Annotated in this window: 18 protein-coding genes; 7 read left to right on the plus strand and 11 right to left on the minus strand. The window is 70.0% G+C overall.

The genetic code is table 11. The features are described from left to right. Nucleotides 1-55: 55 nt before the first annotated feature. The 6 genes from AB0I23_RS13665 to pdhA form a co-directional block, all read right to left on the minus strand. Nucleotides 56-1,186: a potassium channel family protein gene (locus AB0I23_RS13665; protein ID WP_359109404.1), complete on the minus strand. Its 1,131-nt coding sequence runs from the start codon at nt 1,184-1,186 to the stop codon at nt 56-58. Next, on the minus strand, nt 1,144-2,811 hold the full coding sequence (locus tag AB0I23_RS13670) for a molybdopterin molybdotransferase MoeA (RefSeq protein WP_359109480.1): 1,668 nt from the start codon (nt 2,809-2,811) through the stop codon (nt 1,144-1,146). Before AB0I23_RS13670 ends, AB0I23_RS13665 begins: the two co-directional genes overlap by 43 nt. 371 nt (nt 2,812-3,182) lie before the next feature. Then, a complete protein-coding gene (locus tag AB0I23_RS13675) occupies nt 3,183-4,025 on the minus strand; it encodes an NTP transferase domain-containing protein (protein ID WP_359109405.1) in 843 nt (280 codons plus the stop codon). Nucleotides 4,026-4,103: 78 nt separating this feature from the next. Continuing rightward, nucleotides 4,104-5,498 (minus strand): dihydrolipoamide acetyltransferase family protein, encoded by a 1,395-nt coding sequence (locus tag AB0I23_RS13680; RefSeq protein WP_359109406.1) that lies wholly within the window; start codon nt 5,496-5,498, stop codon nt 4,104-4,106. Next, entirely contained in the window at nt 5,498-6,529 is a 1,032-nt protein-coding gene (locus tag AB0I23_RS13685; protein ID WP_359109407.1) for an alpha-ketoacid dehydrogenase subunit beta, read from the minus strand. Before AB0I23_RS13685 ends, AB0I23_RS13680 begins: the two co-directional genes overlap by 1 nt. Then, a complete protein-coding gene (gene pdhA / locus AB0I23_RS13690; protein WP_359109408.1) occupies nt 6,526-7,698 on the minus strand; it encodes a pyruvate dehydrogenase (acetyl-transferring) E1 component subunit alpha in 1,173 nt (390 codons plus the stop codon). The genes AB0I23_RS13685 and pdhA overlap by 4 nt, the downstream gene beginning before the upstream one ends. Before the next feature lie 264 nt (nt 7,699-7,962). Here pdhA and AB0I23_RS13695 point away from each other — a divergent pair, with 264 nt between their 5' ends. Then, a complete protein-coding gene (locus AB0I23_RS13695; RefSeq protein WP_436846931.1) occupies nt 7,963-8,469 on the plus strand; it encodes an Lrp/AsnC family transcriptional regulator in 507 nt (168 codons plus the stop codon). 25 nt (nt 8,470-8,494) lie between these two features. Here the strand turns inward: AB0I23_RS13695 and AB0I23_RS13700 are convergent, their stop codons facing one another. Together AB0I23_RS13700 and AB0I23_RS13705 are read right to left on the minus strand one after the other, a co-directional pair. Beyond that, a complete protein-coding gene (locus tag AB0I23_RS13700) occupies nt 8,495-9,283 on the minus strand; it encodes an alpha/beta hydrolase family protein (RefSeq protein ID WP_359109410.1) in 789 nt (262 codons plus the stop codon). Nucleotides 9,284-9,324: 41 nt separating this feature from the next. Beyond that, nucleotides 9,325-9,918, minus strand: coding sequence for a TetR/AcrR family transcriptional regulator (locus AB0I23_RS13705; protein WP_327245446.1), 594 nt, complete (start codon nt 9,916-9,918; stop codon nt 9,325-9,327). Between the two features lie 123 nt (nt 9,919-10,041). Between AB0I23_RS13705 and paaN the strand changes: the two genes are divergently transcribed. Beyond that, nucleotides 10,042-11,742 (plus strand): phenylacetic acid degradation protein PaaN, encoded by a 1,701-nt coding sequence (paaN, locus tag AB0I23_RS13710; protein ID WP_359109411.1) that lies wholly within the window; start codon nt 10,042-10,044, stop codon nt 11,740-11,742. Between the two features lie 153 nt (nt 11,743-11,895). On the opposite strand, the gene AB0I23_RS13715 is transcribed toward paaN, so the two are convergent. Genes AB0I23_RS13715 through AB0I23_RS13725 form a run of 3 tightly spaced genes read right to left on the minus strand, consistent with a single transcriptional unit; the run spans nt 11,896 to nt 14,671 of the window. Further along, nucleotides 11,896-12,633: a TrmH family RNA methyltransferase gene (locus AB0I23_RS13715; protein ID WP_359109412.1), complete on the minus strand. Its 738-nt coding sequence runs from the start codon at nt 12,631-12,633 to the stop codon at nt 11,896-11,898. Then, complete coding sequence (locus tag AB0I23_RS13720; protein ID WP_359109414.1) at nt 12,630-13,898, minus strand: HTTM domain-containing protein; 1,269 nt, start codon at nt 13,896-13,898, stop codon at nt 12,630-12,632. Before AB0I23_RS13720 ends, AB0I23_RS13715 begins: the two co-directional genes overlap by 4 nt. Further along, nucleotides 13,895-14,671: a DUF5819 family protein gene (locus AB0I23_RS13725; RefSeq protein ID WP_359109416.1), complete on the minus strand. Its 777-nt coding sequence runs from the start codon at nt 14,669-14,671 to the stop codon at nt 13,895-13,897. Before AB0I23_RS13725 ends, AB0I23_RS13720 begins: the two co-directional genes overlap by 4 nt. A 115-nt stretch (nt 14,672-14,786) precedes the next feature. Between AB0I23_RS13725 and paaA the strand changes: the two genes are divergently transcribed. The 5 genes from paaA to AB0I23_RS13750 are packed head-to-tail and all read left to right on the plus strand — an operon-like array spanning nt 14,787 to nt 18,443. Next, entirely contained in the window at nt 14,787-15,902 is a 1,116-nt protein-coding gene (paaA, locus tag AB0I23_RS13730; protein ID WP_359109417.1) for a 1,2-phenylacetyl-CoA epoxidase subunit PaaA, read from the plus strand. Next, on the plus strand, nt 15,899-16,189 hold the full coding sequence (gene paaB / locus AB0I23_RS13735; protein ID WP_030972485.1) for a 1,2-phenylacetyl-CoA epoxidase subunit PaaB: 291 nt from the start codon (nt 15,899-15,901) through the stop codon (nt 16,187-16,189). Before paaA ends, paaB begins: the two co-directional genes overlap by 4 nt. Continuing rightward, nucleotides 16,186-16,887 (plus strand): 1,2-phenylacetyl-CoA epoxidase subunit PaaC, encoded by a 702-nt coding sequence (paaC, locus tag AB0I23_RS13740; RefSeq protein WP_359109418.1) that lies wholly within the window; start codon nt 16,186-16,188, stop codon nt 16,885-16,887. Before paaB ends, paaC begins: the two co-directional genes overlap by 4 nt. Then, nucleotides 16,881-17,384 (plus strand): 1,2-phenylacetyl-CoA epoxidase subunit PaaD, encoded by a 504-nt coding sequence (gene paaD, locus AB0I23_RS13745; protein WP_359109420.1) that lies wholly within the window; start codon nt 16,881-16,883, stop codon nt 17,382-17,384. The genes paaC and paaD overlap by 7 nt, the downstream gene beginning before the upstream one ends. Then, nucleotides 17,385-18,443: a 2Fe-2S iron-sulfur cluster-binding protein gene (locus AB0I23_RS13750; protein ID WP_359109421.1), complete on the plus strand. Its 1,059-nt coding sequence runs from the start codon at nt 17,385-17,387 to the stop codon at nt 18,441-18,443. The last annotated feature ends 128 nt before the right edge of the window (nt 18,444-18,571 follow it).

Below are 18,571 nucleotides of genomic sequence, written 5' to 3' on the forward strand. Positions count from 1 at the left end.
GCGGCGAGGCTACTCCGTGACGTCGTCGCGCCGGGCGAAGAGACACCCCGGACTGTCACACCCCTTGCTGCCGCGGCGTGTTCAGCGGTGGGGCTCCCGAGACGCGCACGATGGTGATCAGCCGGTCCGTCAGCTGCAACGGGCTGGCCGCCGGATCGTCGTAACCGAGCAGTCGGTGACCACGCAGCACGCTGACGACCAGGTCGTCGGTCTCCCGGACGCTCTTGCCGACCTCGGCCTTTATCACCGGCCGTTCGACAAGATCGAGGCCGCTGCCCTGCTGGATCAGGTCCTCCATCACCGTGCCCGCGCTCGGGCTGAGGACGGAGAGACCCAGCAGCCGGCCCGCGGCGCTGGCGCTGGTGATCACGGCATCGGCGCCGGACTGCCGCAGCAGCGGTGCGTTCTCCTCCTCGCGCACCGCCGCGACGATCTTCGCGCCACGGTTGAGCTGCCGCGCCGTCAGCGCGACCAGCACCGCCGTGTCGTCGCGCTGGGTGGCGATGATGATCTGACGGGCCTTCTGGAGCTCGGCCCGCAGCAGCACCTCGCTGCGCGTCGCATCACCGACGACTCCCACGTAGCCTTCGGCGTTCGCTGCCTCGATCACCTTGCTCGCCGGGTCGACAATCACGATCTGTTCCTTCTTCAGACCGGTGGCGCAGAGCGTCTGGATCGCCGAGCGGCCCTTCGTGCCGAAGCCGACGACAACGGTGTGGTCACGCAAGTGGGTTCTCCAACGGTTCAGCCGGAAGTCCTCCCGGGTCCGCTCCGTCAGGACCTCCAGGGTGGTGCCGACCAGGATGATCAGGAAGAGCACGCGCAGTGGTGTCACGAGCAACACGTTGGTCAGCCGTGCGGTGTCGCTGTACGGAGTGATGTCGCCGTAGCCGGTGGTGGAGAGGGTGACCGTCGAGTAGTAGACGGCGTCGAGCAGGTCCACCGACTCATCTGCGTTGTCGTGGTAGCCGGATCGGTCGGCCCAGACGATCAGAACCGTGACGGCCAGGACCATGAGCGCCATCAACAGCCGCTTGGCGACCTGCCGGAGCGGCCGGTCCACGACTCGGCGCGGAAGCATGATCCGGGTGGGGACGAGATGCTCGTCGACCCGCCTGGCCATCGCGTCGTGGCCGGGAAGTTTCACGTGAAACACCCTTCCGTCCACGGCGTCGCCGAGGCCCACGGTAGATCGAGGATCTCCACCTCGGTGCCGGACCGTACCCCGCCCGGTGGCACGACGGCCAGCCCGTCGGCGGCGGCGATCCCACGGAGCATGGCCGGACCGTTGTAGTGCAGCGGTACGACGTGTTCGGGGCCCACGCCCGCACCGGTCCGGTGGACGACAGGGACCAGGCGGGTGTCGTGCGGGTGCCCGTGCACCTCGTCACGCACGACGACCCGGTACGGGTCCTCCACCGCCTGGCCGGCCAGACCGCGCAACAAGGGCTCCGCGAGTGTGAGGAGACCGGAGACGGCGGCGAGGGGGTTGCCGGGCAGCCCCACGAGATAGGGGCCCCCGGAGGTCAGCCGGGCCAGCAGCATCGGGTGACCGGGGCGCACGGCGACGCCGTCGACCAGCAGCTCCGCGCCGATCTCGGCGAGAACGGGATGGACGTGGTCGGCAGGGCCTGCCGCGGTACCGCCGGTGGTGATGACGAGATCGGCGTCGGAGGTGGTGAGGGCGTGCCGGAGGGCCTCACGGTCGTCGCCGAGGCGCCGCGGGGCGGAGACCTCGACGCCCATCGCCCGGAGCCAGGGGCCGATCATGGGGCCCAGGGCGTCCCGGATCAGCCCGTCGTGCGGCAGACCGACGGTGAGCAGTTCATCCCCGAGGACGAGAACGTCGACGCGCGGGCGGGAGACGGTCAGCAGCTCGTCGTAACCGGCGGCGGCGGACAGTCCCAGGACGGCGGGCGTCACCACCGTTCCGGCGGGCAGGAGTTGCTCGCCGGAACGGCACTCCTGGCCGCGCGGTCGGATGTCCTGCCCGGGAACCACCTGGTGCTGCGCGTACAACAGCCCCTTGGTCTCGTCGGCGTGAGCGTACTCGCTCCGGATCACGGCGGTGGCATTGACCGGGATGCGGGCCCCGGTGGCGATCCGTACGGCCTCCCCGTCGGGAAGCGGGGCGGGCGCACTGTGCCCGGCCAGGATGCCCAGCCCTTGCGCTGCACCCTCACCTCTTCGGAGAGTCCAGGGCCCGGGTCCGGCAACGACCCAGCCGTCCATGGCGGAGGTGTCGAAGGACGGCAGATCGGTGAGCGCGGCAAGCGGCTCCGCCAGCACGTGTCCGATGGCCCGGTCGAGGGTGAGTCGCAGAGTGCGGGGCGAGGCAGACCGCCCGGCCCGCGCGGCAAGGGCGCGGGCCTCGCCCCAGGCGGTGGCGTGCCTGCGCTGACCGTTGGTGCGTCGGCCGCGGGTGTGCGAGTCGGGGGCGGGGGCGGAGTTGGGGGCGGGTGATTGGCCGGAGGTGTGGCCGGAGGGCTGGCGGCCAGGGCTGTGGTCGGCACCCTGGTCAGGGCCCTGACGGACGCTCGGGCCAGGTCCGCGATCAGGGCTCTGAACGGGGTCCGGTCCGGATTCCTGCCCGGGTCCATGGCCAGGTGCACGGCCAGGACTGTGGTCAGGACTCTGGCGCGGGCCCGAACCGGATTCCTGTCGGGGACTCTGTTCCCAGAACCCGGCCCGGGGCTGCGGCTGAGCCACTGATCGGGGCTCACGCGGGGGCCGGCGCCCGACCAGGGCGAGCGCCTGGTCGACGGCCCGGTCCTCCTCCTCGGCGGCGCGAGCCCGCTCAGCGGCGCGAATCTCCTCGGCAACGCGAGCCTCCGCAGCGGCGCGGGCGCCCTCGACCTTCCAGGCCTCATCCTCTGCACGGGCCTGACCAGCCGCCGGAGCAACCCCTGCAGCACCGGCCTGCCCTGCAGCCTGAGCTTCTCCCGAAACACCGGCCTGGTCGGCAGCCTGAGCTTCTCCTGAAACACCGGCGTCCGCGGCAGCCCTGCCCTGATCCACTGCGGTGGCCCGGCCGGCCGCCGGGGCCTCCGCGGCGGCACCGCCCTCCCTCGAGGTCAGGACGACGGCCCGGTCCGCCTCCGGGCCTCTGCTCCCCGGATCCAGAGGGGGCCCCGGCGGCCAGTCGTCGGCCGCGCCCCCGTCGGCCTTGCGTGGGGGCGCCGTCATGGCGTCTCGGCCTCGTCCGCCCAGCGAAGGGCGAGCGCGGCCGCCTTCCGGGCGGCGTCGGCCACAGCCTCGGCCCCGCCGCCGTTCGCCTTCGCCGCCGCGTACCCGACCAGGAAGGTCGTCAGGGGCGCGGCGGGCCGGGCCACACCGTGGGCGGCATCACGGGCGAGGTCGAGCAGGACATCGGTGGCGACGTCGAGTTCGATGCCCAGTTCGTTCTTGACTGCGGTGATCCATTCGTCCAGCACGGTCCCATGCTCTCTGATGCGGGCCCGGGCTGCGGCAATGTCTTCCCAGGTGTCGCAGTCGAAGGAGGCGAGCGGACCGGCCTCGACGCGGGCGAGGTCCAGTTCGTGCGTCAGCAGGCGCAGCGGCAGCCCGGCCAGGCTGCCGTGCTCGGCGGCCAGCAGGGCCAGCTCGCGACGGAGCGGCTCGGCACGGTAGACGGCGACCAGCGGCTGGTCCCGCCCGTCCTGATCCACGCACAGCGCCCCGTCACGCTTCCCATGAGCAGCAGCGGCCAGCAGCTCCTTGACCGTGCTCTCCCCCAGGAAGGGCAGGTCCGCGGAGAGCACGAGCAGACGCCCGGCCGTCGTGAGCCGCACTCCGGCGCCGAGCGCCGCCAACGGACCGCCGCCCTGCGGCTCTTCGCGCGCCCAGGTGACTGCGCGTACGGTAGGCCGCCGACCGCCCACCACGACGGTGGCGGCGGCATCGGCGCAGGCGGCGAGCACTCTGTCGAGCAGCGCTCGGCCACCCACCCGCAAGGCGGGTTTGTCGGCGCCCCCGAGGCGCTTGGCGGCCCCTCCGGCAAGGACGATGGCGTCATACGCGGTCATGTCTCGAGTATGCGTGCCACACGCCCCCGTCGAACCTCCTCGTTCCCTTCCTCCTCGTCCTCCTCCTCTCCCCTTCTTCTACAACGTGCGCAACAGCAGCGCAGGCTGTTCCACACAGTCGGCCACGTACCGCAGGAAGCCGCCTGCCGTGCCGCCGTCGCAGACCCGGTGGTCGAAGGTCAGCGAGAGCTGAACAACCTGGCGCACGGCCAACTCACCCTGGTGCACCCATGGTTTGGCCACGATGCGACCGACACCGAGCATGGCCGCCTCCGGGTGGTTGATGATCGGCGTCGATCCGTCGACCCCGAACACCCCGTAGTTGTTCAGAGTGAACGTGCCGCCGCTCAGATCCGCCGGAGTCAATGTCCCCGTCCGGGCTGCGTCGGTCAGCCGGCCGATCTCGGCACCGATCGACTCCGCGTTACGGGCCTGCGCGTTCCGCACGACAGGGACGACCAGCCCCCGCTCGGTCTGGGCCGCGAACCCCAGATGGACGTCGGGCAGCCGCACGATCTCCCGCGCGTCCAGGTCCACCGTCGAGTTGAGCTCGGGGAAACGGGCCAACGCCGCCGTGCAGATACGGGCCAGCAGAGCGAGGACCGACACCTTGGGTCCCGCAGCCGGAGAACCTGCGCCGTTCATCGCGGCTCTCGCGGCCATCAACTCGGTGGCGTCCGCGTCGACCCAGCACGTGGCGTCGGGGATCTCGCGCCGACTGCGCGCCAACTTGTCGGCGACCGCACCCCGTACACCGCGCAACGGAATCCGCTCCCCGGCGACCGCACGGGCAACCGAGGGGGCCATCGATGCCGGAGACGAGGCCGCCACCGACGCCGGGACCGCGGACACAGGAGGCGACTCCACTGTCGCGCTCGCTGCCGCTCTGATGGCGGATTCGACATCGGACCGAAGGATCAGACCGTCCCGCCCCGACCCCGTCAGCTGCCGCAGATCGAGATCATGCTGCCGCGCCAACCTCCTCACCAAGGGCGAGACGACCGCCACCGGTCCCCATCCCTCATCAGGAACAGCCGCTGGGACCGGCCCTGCGACAGCCCCCGCGACCGGCTCAGCCGCAGGCACTGCCACAGACCCCGCACCGGAGACCGCCTCGGGCCGAACCCGCCGACGCCGCGCCGCCGGCGCCCCCGTCCCGTACCCCACGAGCACATTGCCGGACGACTCGGCCTCCACGGCCCCATCGGCGGAAAGTTCCCCCGCAGTGGACCCGACCGCCACCGTCAACAACGGTGCCCCGACGGGCAGTTCCGCGCCCTCCTCACCGAACCGGGCCGTCACCACACCTCCGTAGGGGCATGGCACCTCCACCATCGCCTTGGCCGTCTCGACCTCGACGACCGGCTGGTCGATGGCGACCACGTCGCCGACCTCCACCAGCCAGCGCACGATCTCCGCCTCGGTCAGTCCCTCGCCGAGGTCGGGCAGTTTGAATTCGAGCACCTGGGGCATCAGCTCTCCGCCTCCCACTGCAGCCGCGCGACCGCGTCGAGCACCCGGTCCACGCCTGGCAGATGGTGCCGCTCCAGCATCGGCGGCGGGTAGGGGATGTCGAATCCGGCGACCCGCAGCACCGGCGCCTCCAGGTGGTGGAAGCAGCGCTCGGTGATCCGCGCGGCGATCTCCCCACCGGGGCCGCCGAACCCGGACGACTCATGGACGACGACCGCGCGACCGGTGCGCCGCACCGAAGCGGCGACCGTCTCGTCGTCGAACGGCACCAGAGAGCGCAGATCGACCACTTCGAGGTCCCAGCCCTCCTCGACGGCCGCCTCCGCGGCCTCCAGGCAGACGGGCAGGGACGGCCCGTACGTGATCAGCGTCGCGCTGCGCCCGGGTCGTCGGACAACGGCCCGCCCGATCGGCTCGACCGCCACCGGCGCTTCCGGCGACCAGGCCGCCTTCGACCAGTACAGTCGCTTGGGCTCCAGAAAGACCACCGGGTCGTCGGAGGCGATCGAGGCCCGCAACAGCCCGTAGGCGTCGTCGACCGTGGCGGGTGTGACGACATGGAGGCCGGGCGTGGCCATGTAGTACGCCTCCGACGAGTCGCTGTGGTGCTCGACCCCGCCGATCCCGCCGCCGTACGGCACCCGCACCGTGATCGGCAGTGGCATGGCCCCACGGGTCCGGTTCCGCATCTTGGCGACGTGGCTGATGAGTTGCTCGAACGCCGGGTAGGCGAACGCGTCGAACTGCATCTCCACCACGGGCCGCAGCCCGTACATCGCCATACCTACAGCCGTCCCGAGGATGCCCGCCTCGGCCAGCGGCGTGTCCGTACAGCGGTCCTCGCCGAACTCCTTCGCCAGCCCGTCGGTGATCCGGAAGACCCCGCCGAGCGTGCCGACATCCTCACCGAGGACATGCACCGTCGGGTCCTCGGCCATCGAGTCGCGCAGCGCACGCCCCAGAGCCTGCGCCATGGTGGCCGGCTTGGCCCTCTCCGTCTGCTCGCCGGCCATCGCCGCCACCGTCGTCATCGCCCTCCCTCCGCACCACTGGGGCCGCGCCGGCCGTCGTGGTCCTGCTCGGCGTCGAGCTCGACCCGCAACCGGGCCGCCTGCTCACGAAGTTGCGTGGTCTGTTCCGCGTACACATGAGTGAAGAGGTCCATCGGGTCGAGCACCGGATCGGCGTTCATCCGCTCGCGCAGCCCGGCGGCCATCCGCTCCGCGGCCGCGCGCGCCTCCTCGATGCCGTCTTCAGCGAGTAGTCCGCGCTCCGTCAGTTCCCGCTCCAGAAGCTGAATCGGGTCGTGCGCCCGCCACGTCTCCACCTCGCTGTCGCCGCGGTAACGCGTGGCGTCGTCGGCGTTCGTATGGGCGTCCATCCGGTACGTCACAGCCTCGACGAGCGTCGGACCGCCTCCGGCGCGGGCCCGCGCCACTGCCTCGACAAGCACCTGGTGCACCGCGGCCGCGTCGTTGCCGTCGACCAGCCGGCCCGGCATCCCGTACCCCACCGCCTTGTGCGCCAGCGACGGCGCCGCTGTCTGCTTGGCCAGGGGCACGGAGATGGCAAAGCCGTTGTTCTGGACCAGGAAGACCACGGGGGCACGCCAGACGGCCGCGAAGTTCAGCGCCTCGTGGAAGTCGCCCTCGCTGGTCCCACCGTCGCCGACCATGGCGAGCGCGACCACGTCGTCGCCTACCAGCCGCGCCGCGTGCGCCAGGCCCACGGCGTGCGGGAGCTGGGTGGCGAGCGGGGTGCAGAGCGGGGCGATGCGGTGCTCACGCGGGTCGTAACCGGTGTGCCGGTCGCCGCGCAGCAGGGTCAGTGCCTCGACCGGATCGACACCACGCGCCACCGCCGCGAGGGTGTCGCGGTAGCTGGGAAAAAGCCAGTCACGCTCTTCCAGCACCAGCGCCGCCGCTATCTCGCAGGCCTCCTGCCCGGTACTGGAGGGGTAGACGGCAAGTCGGCCCTGCTTGGTGAGGGCGGTCGCCTGCGCGTTGTACCGTCGGCCGCGCACCAGCTCGGCATAGAGCCGCAGCAGCAGCTCGGGGTCTGCGTCGGCCACGGCGTCCGTACCGAGCACGCGGTACGGCTCGGGGTCCGGGAGCAGCGGCGCGGGGTCGGTGAGCGGCTTCCAGGCCGGGGGCGGCGTGGGCCGGTAAGCGGCCGCGCCGGGCAGCTCTTGGACCGTCATGACAAGCACCTCCTGGCATCGAGGGGTATCGAGCAGCATCGGGCGATATCGAGGGATCGCCCGATATCGAGGGGTAGCTGAATATGTCGAAATGTCGAGCACGTGCCGAGGCGCGGATGTGGTGTGCCTCACCTACCGATTGTTCGGTCGCGGACGCATTTTGGCTACAGGCGCCGCCAGCCTGTGGACAAACGGTTCTCCACAGCCTGGGATAGGGGCAGGTCGTCCAGGGCAAGGAGGCACGGGGACATGGCAGCTGAACAAATGGCCGACGGATCCGAGGACCCCGGCCGGGTTCCGCCCGCGCGGCCGCTCGACGCCATCGACCGTGACATCCTCCGACTGCTCCAGACGGACGGACGCGCCTCGATACGGTCGGTGGCCGACCGCGTCCATGTGTCGCGCGCCAACGCCTACGCCCGGATCAACCGGCTCATCGACGACGGAGTGATCCGTGGCTTCAGCGCGCGGGTGGACCATGAGCGGGCGGGGCAGGGTGCCTCCGCGTACATCACGCTCAAGATCGTCCAGAACACCTGGAGGACGGTGCGCGAACAGCTCCAGGCACTGCCGGGGGCGACCCACATCGCATTGGTCAGCGGCGATTTCGACGTACTGCTGCTCGTGCACACACCGGACAACCGATCGCTGCGCGAGCTCGTCCTGACCAGGATCCAGGCCATCCCGGAGGTGCTCTCCACCCGCACCCTGCTGGTGTTCGAGGAGACGGACCTGGCCCCGGGCCCCGAGCGCCCCACCGAGCTGGCCTAGGTCCTGCCCTGGCGGGGCACACCTCTCACGAACCGTACTTCTTGAGGAACGCCCGCACCGCGGCCCAGTTCTCCAAGCTGTCGAGCAACGCCACTCCGTGCTCGCCGGCGCCCTTGACGTAGATCAGCTTGTGCTCCGCCGCCTTGGTGCTCGCACGGTTCAGCGTCTTCGCGTCGTTCCCGAAGTACTCGTCGTACTCGGCGGCCATGTAGAGCACCGGCGCGGTCAGCTTGGGCACGGCGCCCAGCGCGTTCATTCCGGAGTACAGCGTCGGCGCGGAGAGCGAGACCACCGCGTCCGGCTGCGGCTCCAGCTCCGGCGCCGCGGTGAGCACGGCGGTACCCCCCTTGGACGCCCCCATCGACAGCAGCTTCTTCGCGCCCTTGCCGCGCAGATACCCGGCCGCTGCGACGATCTCGGAGACCTCCTGGCCCGCCGAATTGACCGCGAGCACCCGATAGCCGGCCCGGTGCAGCTCATCGGCCTTGTCCTTCCACTGGCAGGCGGTGCCGTCGGACTGGTGGGCCAGTATGATCCCCGCGCCTGTCCCGGCGCCGCTCGCACCGCCGGGCATGTAGCCGCCGATCTCGGTGGAGTCGGCGGACTTGAAGGTGATGGACGCCGCCTCGGCCTCGGCCGATGTCAAACAGCCGAAGTCGTCAGGCTGCCGGGCCTCCTCACTCGCGTCCGCCGCCTTCTCGGCACCGCTGCCACCCGTGCCGCCGCTGCCGCCCCCTCCGCAGCCGGTCAGCGACACGGCGGCAAGCAACGTGACGGCGCACAGGAACCCGGGAACACGAAGGACGGCGGCCATGCCGGAGGATGGTGGTCTTGACCTGTCCTGCCGTCAACGGTTCAGCGGTCGGCACGCATCCCCTCGAAGGCAAGCTGGACGACCGTGTCCGCCAGCTGCTCCCCCTCGGCGTCGCCGCCCGGCTGCGGCCGGTACCACTCCACCAGAGAGTTGACCATTCCGAAGAGCAGCCTCGTCGCCAGCCGTATGTCCACGTCGGAGCGGAGATCGCCGTCCGCGACGGCCGCCTTCAGCAGTTCGGCCACCCGCTGGTCGAACTCACGCCGACGCTCCATGGCCCAGCGCTCGGCCTTCGTGTTGCCCCGTACGCGCAGCAACAGCGTGACGTAGGGCAGTTCGGCTATCAGCACCTCGACGGTACGTCGCGTGACGTACTCGACCCGCTCGATCGCGCGCCCCCGCGTCGCGCCCGGCTCGTCGAGAATCCCGAAGAGCCCGTCCAGTGCCCGGCTGACCGCGCGCCGCAGCAGCTCTTCCTTGCCCGCGACATGGTGATAGATGGACGATTTGGAGATGCCTGCCGCCTTGGACAGGTGCTCCATGGACGTGCCGTCGTAACCGCGCTCGTTGAAGACACGGACGGCGACGGTGAGGAGAGTCTCCGGGGTGTACGTGTCCCGCTTGGCCGTGGTCATGTCCGCGATCCTCCCCTACGAGTTGTCCACAGGTTTCGTGGGGCCCCTTGTCCCGACCGATCGTTCGGTTACTCTAACCCTGTCCGCCCGTCCCTGCCCAGCTCGATGAGGAGTTGGTCCGCCATGGCCGCCGAGCTCTCCCCGCACCTGCTGTCCGAGAAGCACCGCCCCACGCTCGACCAGACCCTCGACGCGATCCACACGCGCGCGTACTGGTCCCCGCACCCCGAGCACCCGAAGGCGTACGGCGAGGGCGGCACACCGGGCAGCCTGAGCGCCGCCGAGGGCAAGGCCGCCTTCGACGCCGTGCTGCACACCCGGCTCGACCTCGGCCAGCCGGGCACCGACGGCTGGACGGGCGGCGAGACCTCGCCCTACGGACCGGAGCTCGGCGTCGAGTATCCGCACGCCGACCTGGATGTGCTGCTTCCGGCGATGCGCGCGGGTATGGCAGCGTGGCGCGAGGCGGGGCCCGAGACCAGGGCGCTGGTCTGTCTGGAGATCCTGGCGCGGATCAGCGCCCGCACCCATGAGTTCGGCCACGCCGTGATGCACACCAGCGGTCAGGCCTTCATGATGGCGTTCCAGGCGGGCGGCCCGCATGCCCAGGACCGCGGCCTGGAGGCGGTGGCGTATGCCTACGAGGAGCAGATCCGCACCCCGCGGACGGCGGACTGGTCCAAGCCGCAGGGAAAACGCGATCCGCTGCACCTGCACAAGACGTACATCGCGGCGGGCCGCGGCATCGCGCTGCTGATCGGCTGCAACACCTTCCCCACGTGGAACGGCTATCCGGGACTGTTCGCCTCTCTGGCCACCGGCAATCCCGTCCTGGTGAAGCCGCACCCGCGCGCCATGCTCCCCCTGGCGCTCACGGTGCAGGTGGCCCGCGAGGTACTGAGCGAGGCCGGCTTCGACCCCAATCTCGTCTGTCTGGCCGCCGAGCGTCCGGGCGAGGGCATCGCGAAGGTCCTGGCGGTCCGCCCCGAGATCAAGATCATCGACTACACCGGATCCACCGCCTTCGGCGACTGGCTGGAGTCCAACGCCCGCCAGGCACAGGTCTACACGGAGAAGGCGGGGGTCAACACGATCGTCGTCGACTCCACCGACGACTACCGTGGCATGCTGTCCAACCTGGCGTTCTCCCTCTCCCTGTACAGCGGCCAGATGTGCACCACCCCGCAGAACCTGCTGATCCCCCGGGACGGCATCGCAACGGACACGGGCGACAAGACGTACGACGACGTGGTGGGCGACATCGCCGCCGCGGTCACCGGCCTGCTCGGTGACGATGCCCGGGCGAACGCGCTGCTCGGCGCGCTGGTCAACCCGGACGTGAAGGCCCGCCTGGAAGCCGCGGCAGGGCTGGGCGAAGTCGCCTTGGCCTCAAAAGAGGTGGCCAACCCTGAGTTCCCGGACGCGGTGGTCCGCACCCCGGTCGTCGTGAAGCTCGACGGCACGAAGCCGGACGACGAGGCAGCGTATCTGTCGGAGTGCTTCGGACCGGTGGCGTTCGCGGTCGCGGTCGACTCGACGGCGGACGCGGTGGAGCTGCTGCGCCGCACGATCCGCGACAAGGGCGCGATGACGGTCGGCGCGTACACGACGTCACCGGAGGTGGAACGCGCGGTGGAGGACGTCTGCCTGGACGAGTCGGCCCAGCTCTCGCTGAATCTGACGGGCGGGGTGTACGTCAACCAGACCGCGGCGTTCTCCGACTTCCACGGCTCGGGCGGCAACCCGGCGGCCAACGCGGCCCTGTGCGACGGAGCGTTCGTATCGAATCGCTTCCGCATGGTGGAAGTCCGCCGTCAGGCCTGACGCAGCCCGCCCCGCCCCTCCTCTCGCCGGCTCCAGCCTCGGCGTTTGAGGAGCGGGGCCCGGGGGCGGAGCCCCGGTTACGGAACGGGGCGGGGAGAGCCCGCTGCGGGCACCACCCGGCCGCCCCGCCCCCACAGCCGTGCACCCCCGGCCTCAGCCCACTGCCACGCCCCCCGAAATATCCGCATACCGCTGCACCCACGCATGCATGGCGATGGCCGCCGCAGCCCCCGCATTGATCGACCGCGTGGATCCGAACTGCGCGATCGAGCACACCATCGTCGCGTGCTTGCGCGCCTCCTCGGTCAGCCCCGGCCCCTCCTGCCCGAAGAGCAGCACACACCGCCGCGGCAGCTCGGTCCGCTCCAGCGGCACCGCCCCCGGCAGATTGTCGATCCCGATGATCGGCAGCCCCTCGGCCGCCGCCCAGGCGGTCAGATCCGCCGTGTCGGGGTGGTGCCGCACGTGCTGGTACCGGTCGGTGACCATCGCACCGCGCCGGTTCCACCGCCGTCGGCCCACGATGTGGATCTCCTTGGCGAGGAAGGCATTCGCGGTCCGCACCACCGACCCGATATTGAAGTCGTGGCCCCAGTTCTCCACCGCTACATGGAAGTCGTGCCGCCGAAGATCCAGATCGGCGACGATCGCCTCCCTCGTCCAGTAGCGGTACTCATCGCCGACATTGCGCCGGTCGCCCTGGGCGAGCAGTTCGGGGTCGTACCGCTCGCCCTCGGGCCAGGGCAGCGGATGCGGCCCGACACCGACCTCCGTCCCGAATCCGTCGTCGTACTGCAATGCCTCCGCGGACTGCTCGCCCGCCACTTTGAGGCCATCGGCCGACGGACTCTCACTGCTGCTGCTCCTACTACTGCCGGTATCACTGCTCACCCGACGAGCGTATGGCCACCGCTTCCGCTGTGCTGCGGGACCTCCTCCTTACCGCCCCGCTGCTGCTCGGGCACCCGGCCGGTGCGCGAGAACAGCAGCTGTCGCCCGAGCGCCATCCGGCTTCCCAGCCAGACCAGGAAGACCGTCGGCAGGAAGACGGAGTCGGCGGCGATCATCGCCATGGAGAAGAAGGGCAGCCCCAGCAGCAGGGCGATGCCTGCGTGCTCGCACATCATGGCGACGAGCAGGACGTTCTTCACGCGCCGGTTGAGGAGGGTGAAGGGGAAGGCGACCTGCACGATGACCGTGCCGTACGTCAGCACCATGACCATCACGCCATTGGACGCGAGGAGGTCGGACAGCGCGGGCCAGGGAGTGAAGTAGTCGAGCTTGAGCGGGTAGTACAGCGCCGTGCCGTCCTGCCAACGCGATCCCTGGATCTTGTACCAGCCCGCGGTCGCGTAGATCAGACAGACCTCGGCCATGATCACGACGAGAGTGGCGTTGTGCACGAGGTTGGCGAGGACATCGAGCAGTGTGCGCGGCTCGCTCTGCGGCGCGTAACGGTTCACGGCCCACCAGGCACCGTGCCCGATCCACAGCACCCAGAAGAGAGTCGGCAGCCACCAGGTGCCACCGAGGCCGTCCGTCGCCGTAGCCGCGACAAGGACCAGGCCGAGCACGACCCACAGAATCGTCCCGGCGACATTCCGGCCCGGCCGGGCGCCCCCCGCCTCCTCCGCCGACTCCGGCTCGTCCTCCGCCCCTGACTCCGTGCGGCGTGCCCGCGACGCCCGTCGCGCATCCAGCGACCAGACCTGCCCGCAGCGCGTCAGCACGAGATAGATCGCCATCAGATGGACGACGTTGTCTCCGCCGTCGCCCAGGAAAATGCTGCGGTTCTGCAGCGAGAGCACACCGACCATGAAGAGGACGGACATCGCGCGGGTATGCCAGCCGACCATCAGCAGTGCGGCGGAAAGCAGGACGACCGCATAGACGATCTCGAACCAGACCGTGCTGTCCGACCACATGAACACCGAGAGAGATTCATTGCCCGATATGAGCTGCTTTGCCATGTCCCAGCGCCATGGGGCATCTGGGCCGTACATCTCATGGCGGTGCGGCAGCTCGCGCAGCAGGAACAACAGGTACGTGGCGGAGAAACCGATCCGGATAACGGCGCTCTGGTACGGGCCGAGGGCCGAGGAGGTGATGCGCTGAACACCGCGAGCGAGCTTGCGGTCCGGGGAAGCCGTACTCACCTGCCCGCCTCCTTGGCGTCCTCGGGGAGGTCGACAGGGGTGACGGTCCACCACGGCAGCACCCGGTAGTTCGGTTTGGTGCTGATCTTCTCCGTGCTCCACGGCGGCGCGGGGACGGAACGCACCTCGGAACGGACCTGGATGCGCTCAACGGTGCCGCCGTAGTCGTGCTCACCGAGACGCAGCATCACGATGCGGCGGATGTAGCGCTCGGAGAGAGCGCCGCGCAGGCCGTTCGGGCGGTTCTGGACGTCGTGGGAGTTGAGATAGAAGTCCCAGGCGCGGCGGAGCTGGTTCTGGTGGATGTGGCTGGGGAGGAGATTGCCTCGTATTCCCCTGCCGTCCTCGCCGGAGAGACTCATCCACGGAGTGGTGCGACGACCGTCGGGGCCGGCTATCTCGGCTCGTACGTGCATGGCGACGTTCTGCTGGAGCGGATTGGGGGCGAAAAGCTTCCAGTTCTGCTCGAACTCGGGATAGACCCAGTCGTCGACCGCTTTGCCGTGTTGCTTGGTCAGGGTGTTGGACGGCGCGACGTGCAGAAACACCATGGCCAGATGGGTGCAGGCGATCATCCCGATGACCGACAGCGCGATCGCGGCAACGATCTGGTACGGAAAGGAAAGCCCGGCGATACCGGAACGCACCGGCGCGGGAGCTCCGGCGAATTCAGCGGGCGGTGTCGTCCCCGGGGGCCGGTCGGAACCCGGATCCCCCCCTGGACCACCGCTCTTGTTCCGGTCTCCGGCACCGCTGCCGTCGTACGAATCCATCCCGCCCCGATCCCCGCCGATCCCCGGTCAGTTATCCACAGGGTTGACACCCTACGGGCCGCCGACTCACCATTGAAGTCATTGAACCGAACGATCGGTCGGTAGGGAGTCCGGGATGGCGGCAGTGACTGCGGACCAGACAGCGCAGGGTCAGGCGCGAGGGACCGCGCAGGCGACGGCAGGCGGGCCCGAGGAGCCGGCCGGGGCGGGCGGGGCGCAGCAGGCAGCGTTCGACGCCGCGGTGGCTGCCGACGAGCGCATCGAGCCGCGCGACTGGATGCCGGACGCGTACCGGGCCTCGCTGATCAGGCAAATGGCCCAGCACGCCCACTCCGAAATCATCGGCATGCAGCCCGAGGCCAACTGGATCAGCCGCGCACCCTCGCTGCGCCGCAAGGCGATCCTGATGGCCAAGGTGCAGGACGAGGCGGGACACGGGCTGTACCTCTACAGCGCGGCGGAGACGCTGGGGACGAGCCGCGAGGAAATGCTCGACAAGCTCCACGCGGGCCGCCAGAGGTATTCGTCAATCTTCAATTACCCCACACTGACCTGGGCGGATGTCGGCGCGATCGGCTGGCTGGTGGACGGCGCCGCGATCACCAACCAGGTGCCGCTCTGCCGCTGCTCGTACGGTCCGTACGCACGGGCCATGGTCCGTATCTGCAAGGAGGAGTCCTTCCACCAGCGCCAGGGGTACGAGTTGCTGCTCGCCCTCGGCCGCGGGACCCCGGGGCAGCGCGAGATGGCACAGGATGCGGTGAACCGCTGGTGGTGGCCGTCCCTGATGATGTTCGGCCCGCCGGACGACGCATCGGCACACTCGGCGCAGTCGATGACCTGGAAGATCAAGCGGCACTCCAACGACGAGCTGCGGCAGCGGTTCGTCGACATCTGTGTCCCGCAGGCCGAGGCGCTGGGGCTCACCCTCCCGGACCCGGACCTCCGGTGGAATGAGGAGCGCGGACACCACGACTTCGGGGCGATCGACTGGACGGAGTTCCAGGAGGTCCTGAAAGGCAACGGCCCGTGCAACGAACAGCGCCTCACACAGCGACGCCGGGCGCACGAAGAGGGCGCCTGGGTCCGGGACGCGGCGGCTTCGTACGCGCTCAAGCACCCCGCACCGACGCGCAACGCCCACGCACCGGCCCACATCACAGAAGCACCACACGCGGAAATGCCCCAGACAGAAATGCACACCCCACCGAACGCGGAGGCGACGGCATGAGCAGCTCGACCGACTGGCCGCTCTGGGAGGTGTTCGTGCGCTCGCGGCGCGGTCTCTCCCACACCCACGCGGGCAGCCTGCACGCCCCGGACGCCGAGATGGCCCTGCGCAACGCCCGCGACCTGTACACACGCCGTTCCGAGGGCGTCTCCATCTGGGTGGTGCCTTCCACGGAGATCACGGCCTCCTCGCCGGACGAGAAGGACTCGTTCTTCGAGCCGGCGGGCGACAAGCCCTACCGACACCCCACGTTCTACGAGATCCCGGAAGGGGTGAAGCACCTGTGACCGCGGCCCTCGCCCTCGGCGACGACGCGCTGGTGCTGTCGCATCGGCTGGGGGAGTGGGCTGGCCACGCGCCCGTACTGGAGGAGGAGGTGGCCCTCGCCAACATCGCCCTGGACCTCCTGGGACAAGCCCGAGTGCTGCTCTCGCTCGCCGGGGACGAGGACGAGCTGGCGTTCCTGCGCGAGGAGCGCGCATTCCGCAACGTCCAGCTGGTCGAACAGCCCAACGGCGACTTCGCCCACACCATCGCCCGCCAGCTGTACTTCTCCGTCTACCAGCGGGGGCTGTACGAGCAGCTGGCGGCCGGTGGGAGCGAGTTCGCCGGACTGGCCGCGAAGGCCGTCAAGGAGGTCGCATACCACCAGGATCACGCCACGCACTGGACGCTGCGGCTGGGGGACGGTACAGAGGAGAGCCATCAGCGGATGCAGCGCGGGGTGGATGCGCTGTGGCGGTTCACCGCTGAGCTGTTCCAGCCGGTCGAGGGAGTGGAGATCGATTGGTCGTCGCTGCACAACGACTGGCTGGCCACCACCACCGGCGTCCTGCGGCAGGCGACGCTGACGGTGCCGACCGGCCCGGCGGCCGGGGCCTGGACGGCCGGGGCAGGACGGCAGGGCATCCACACAGAACCTTTCGGGCGGATGCTCGCCGAGATGCAGCATCTGCACCGCAGTCACCCGGGGGTGTCATGGTGACCGGCACGCTGCTGGAAGAGAAGGTGCGCAGGCTCGCCGGGTCCGTGCCCGATCCCGAGCTGCCTGTACTCACCCTGGAGGAGCTGGGCGTGCTCCGCGGAGTGGAGGTGCTCGCCCCGGGCAAAGTCACCGTCCGTCTCACCCCGACGTACACCGGTTGCCCGGCGATCGAGGCCATGTCCGCCGATATCGAGCAGGTGCTGCACGACCACGGCATACCGGAGGTCTCCGTGGTCACCGTGCTCGCACCGGCCTGGTCGACCGACGACATCAGCGCGGAGGGGCGGCGCAAACTCTCCGAGTTCGGCATAGCACCCCCGCGCCCGCATGACACCGCCGGCGCCGGCGGACCGGTGCCGCTCACCCTCTCGGTGCGCTGCCCGCACTGCGGCTCCACGGACACGGAGCTGCTGAGCCGGTTCTCCTCCACCGCCTGCAAGGCGCTGCGCCGCTGCGCGAGCTGTCGTGAACCGTTCGACCACTTCAAGGAGTTGTAGATGTTCCATCCGCTCCGGGTCCGCGCGATCGAGCGGCTGACCGACGACTCGGTGGCCGTGACCTTCGCGGTGCCGCCCGAGCTTCGGGAGACCTTCCGCCACAAGCCCGGGCAGCACCTCAATGTGCGCTACACGGTCCACGGCGAAGAGATCCGGCGTTCGTACTCGATCTGTACTCCGGCCGCCGACGCCCCGGCCGACCCCGAGCTGCAGGTGGGCATCCGGCTGGTCGACGGCGGTGCGTTCTCCACGTACGCCCTCAAGGAGCTCGCCGTCGGCGACCAGGTCGAAGCGATGCCCCCGATGGGGCGCTTCGTACTCACCCCCCGCGCCGGTCACTACGCGGCGATCGTGGGCGGCAGCGGCATCACCCCGGTGCTGTCGATCGCGTCGACGCTGCTGGCCCGGGAGCCCGAGGCCCGATTCTGTCTGATCCGGAGCGACCGTACGGCTGCCTCGACGATGTTCCTGGACGAGGTCGCCGACCTCAAGGACCGCTACCCGGACCGCTTCCAGCTGGTGACAGTTCTCTCCCGCGAGGAGCAGCAGGCAGGTCTCCCGTCCGGCCGGCTCGACCGGGAGCGGCTGACCGGACTGCTGCCCGCGCTCCTGTCGGTGGGAGAGGTGGACGGCTGGTATCTCTGCGGACCCTTCGGCCTGGTCCGGGCGGCAGAGGGCGCGCTGCACAGCCTCGGTGTCGACCGGGCCCGTATCCACCAGGAGATCTTCCACGTCGACGACGGGCCGGCCACTCCCGCCCGCACGCGGGTCGAGGCGCCCGCACACAGCACGCTCACCGCGACACTGGACGGACGCTCGGGCAACTGGCCCGTCCAGGACGGCGAATCACTACTGGATACGGTGCTGCGCAGCCGCTCCGACGCCCCGTATGCCTGTAAGGGCGGGGTGTGCGGAACGTGCAGGGCGTTCCTGGTCTCGGGCGAGGTCCGGATGAACCGCAACTTCGCGCTGGAGCCGGAGGAGACAGGGGCGGGCTATGTGCTGGCCTGCCAGTCGCATCCGCTCACACCGGAGGTGGAACTCGACTTCGACCGCTGACCTCACGGCATCATTCATACCTCACCGGATCCGGCCGAATCTCCCGGAACCTCCTCGGGCCCCCGGAACCGCTGCGCCCCTCCCCTGTTCCCTTCTCGTAGAACCTGTTTCCATCTTGACGAACCGTC

Origin of the sequence: Streptomyces atratus, assembly GCF_040655115.1 — a bacterium.
Lineage (GTDB): Bacteria > Actinomycetota > Actinomycetes > Streptomycetales > Streptomycetaceae > Streptomyces > Streptomyces atratus_D.

Coding starts and splice junctions, on each gene's coding strand:
- AB0I23_RS13675 (WP_359109405.1), bottom strand. CDS start 4,025: ATGACCGCGTATGACGCCATCGTCCTTGCCGGAGGGGCCGCCAAGCGC.
- AB0I23_RS13680 (WP_359109406.1), bottom strand. CDS start 5,498: ATGCCCCAGGTGCTCGAATTCAAACTGCCCGACCTCGGCGAGGGACTG.
- AB0I23_RS13685 (WP_359109407.1), bottom strand. CDS start 6,529: ATGACGACGGTGGCGGCGATGGCCGGCGAGCAGACGGAGAGGGCCAAG.
- pdhA (WP_359109408.1), bottom strand. CDS start 7,698: ATGACGGTCCAAGAGCTGCCCGGCGCGGCCGCTTACCGGCCCACGCCG.
- AB0I23_RS13695 (WP_436846931.1), top strand. CDS start 7,963: ATGGCCGACGGATCCGAGGACCCCGGCCGGGTTCCGCCCGCGCGGCCG.
- AB0I23_RS13700 (WP_359109410.1), bottom strand. CDS start 9,283: ATGGCCGCCGTCCTTCGTGTTCCCGGGTTCCTGTGCGCCGTCACGTTG.
- AB0I23_RS13705 (WP_327245446.1), bottom strand. CDS start 9,918: ATGACCACGGCCAAGCGGGACACGTACACCCCGGAGACTCTCCTCACC.
- paaN (WP_359109411.1), top strand. CDS start 10,042: ATGGCCGCCGAGCTCTCCCCGCACCTGCTGTCCGAGAAGCACCGCCCC.
- AB0I23_RS13725 (WP_359109416.1), bottom strand. CDS start 14,671: ATGGATTCGTACGACGGCAGCGGTGCCGGAGACCGGAACAAGAGCGGT.
- paaA (WP_359109417.1), top strand. CDS start 14,787: ATGGCGGCAGTGACTGCGGACCAGACAGCGCAGGGTCAGGCGCGAGGG.
- paaB (WP_030972485.1), top strand. CDS start 15,899: ATGAGCAGCTCGACCGACTGGCCGCTCTGGGAGGTGTTCGTGCGCTCG.
- paaD (WP_359109420.1), top strand. CDS start 16,881: ATGGTGACCGGCACGCTGCTGGAAGAGAAGGTGCGCAGGCTCGCCGGG.
- AB0I23_RS13750 (WP_359109421.1), top strand. CDS start 17,385: ATGTTCCATCCGCTCCGGGTCCGCGCGATCGAGCGGCTGACCGACGAC.